The 1235-nt window shown below is 64.6% G+C and carries 2 protein-coding genes; both read right to left on the reverse strand.

Going from position 1 to position 1235, the window contains the following annotated elements:
* The coding region (locus tag AC1DWI_RS23695; RefSeq protein WP_477725980.1) for an efflux RND transporter permease subunit at nucleotides 1-145 on the reverse strand (145 nt) is incomplete at its 3' end.
* 12 nt (nucleotides 146-157) lie between these two features.
* A partial coding sequence (locus AC1DWI_RS23700) for an efflux RND transporter periplasmic adaptor subunit (protein WP_477725979.1) occupies nucleotides 158-1235 on the reverse strand: 1078 nt, incomplete at its 5' end.

Genomic DNA, 1235 nt, shown 5'->3' on the forward strand with positions numbered 1-1235 from the left:
AGGCGGTGTTGACGACAATCGAAGGCGGCGCGACGGGCGGGTACTGGGCAATCGGCAGCTGCGTGATAGCCACGCCGCCGACCACCAGGATGAACAGTGCGATCACCCAGGCAAAGATCGGCCGATCAATAAAAAACTTGGCCATGTAGTTGGCTCCTTACTTCGCTGCTGCAGAAGCAGCGGAGGCCGCAGGCGCAGCAGCTTGCGCACCGGAGGCGGCGGATACGGGGGCGGAAGCCGCATCGGCCGGCTTCGCACCGGCCGGTTGCCATGGCACGGGCTTCACGGGTGCACCTGGCTGCAGTTTCTGGAATCCATCCACCATGACTTTTTCGCCGGTCTTCAGACCGTCGAGCACCACCCACTGGTTGCCCTTGGCGGAGCCAATCTTGATGGGGCGCGGGCTGACTTTTCCATCGTCACCCACCACCATGACAGTGTCGCCCTGCGCGGTGCGCGTGACAGCTTGCTGGGGCAAGGTGATGGCATTGCTGGCCTGCGCCTGCTCCAGGCGTACGCGCACATAAAGGCCGGGAAGCAGCTGGCCACCGGGATTGGGCACCTCTGCCCTCAGGGTCACCTGCCCCGTCGTGGAGTCGACCGTCAGGTCGGAAAACAGCAGGCGGCCGGGGCGGGCGTATTCAGTGCCATCTTCGAGCACGATGCGCACGCTGGCCGCTTCGGCACCGGTGGCACGTTTGAACTGGCCACTTTCCATGGCGGCACGCAGCTTCATGATTTCAGGAGCGGATTGCGTGAAGTTCACATACATGGGGTTGATTTGCTGGACCACAGCCAGCTGGGTGGCCTCGCCCTGACCAACCAGGGCGCCTTCGGTGACCAATGCGCGGCCAATGCGGCCCGAGATCGGGGCTGTCACTGCCGCGTAGCCCAGATTGATGCTGGCTGTCTGCACATTCGCCTTGCCCACGGCAACGTCGGCCTCCGCCTGCTTTTGCGCCGCGACAGCGTTGGCATATTCCTGCTTGCTGATGGCGTTAGCTTCTACCAGCGGCTTGTAACGCTCGGCCAATGCGGCGGCCTGCGCCAGGTTGGCCTCGGCGCGCGCCTGGCCCGCTTTCGCGCTGGCGGCGGCGGCGGCATACGGTGCGGGATCAATCGTGAACAGCGCCTGCCCTTCTTTCACGTCGCTGCCTTCACGGAACAGCCGTTTTTGCAGGATACCGGCCGCACGGGCCCTGACCTGTGCCACACGCGAAGCCTCAAGGCGGCCG

The sequence above is a fragment of the Polaromonas sp. P3_C2 genome, assembly GCF_056402675.1.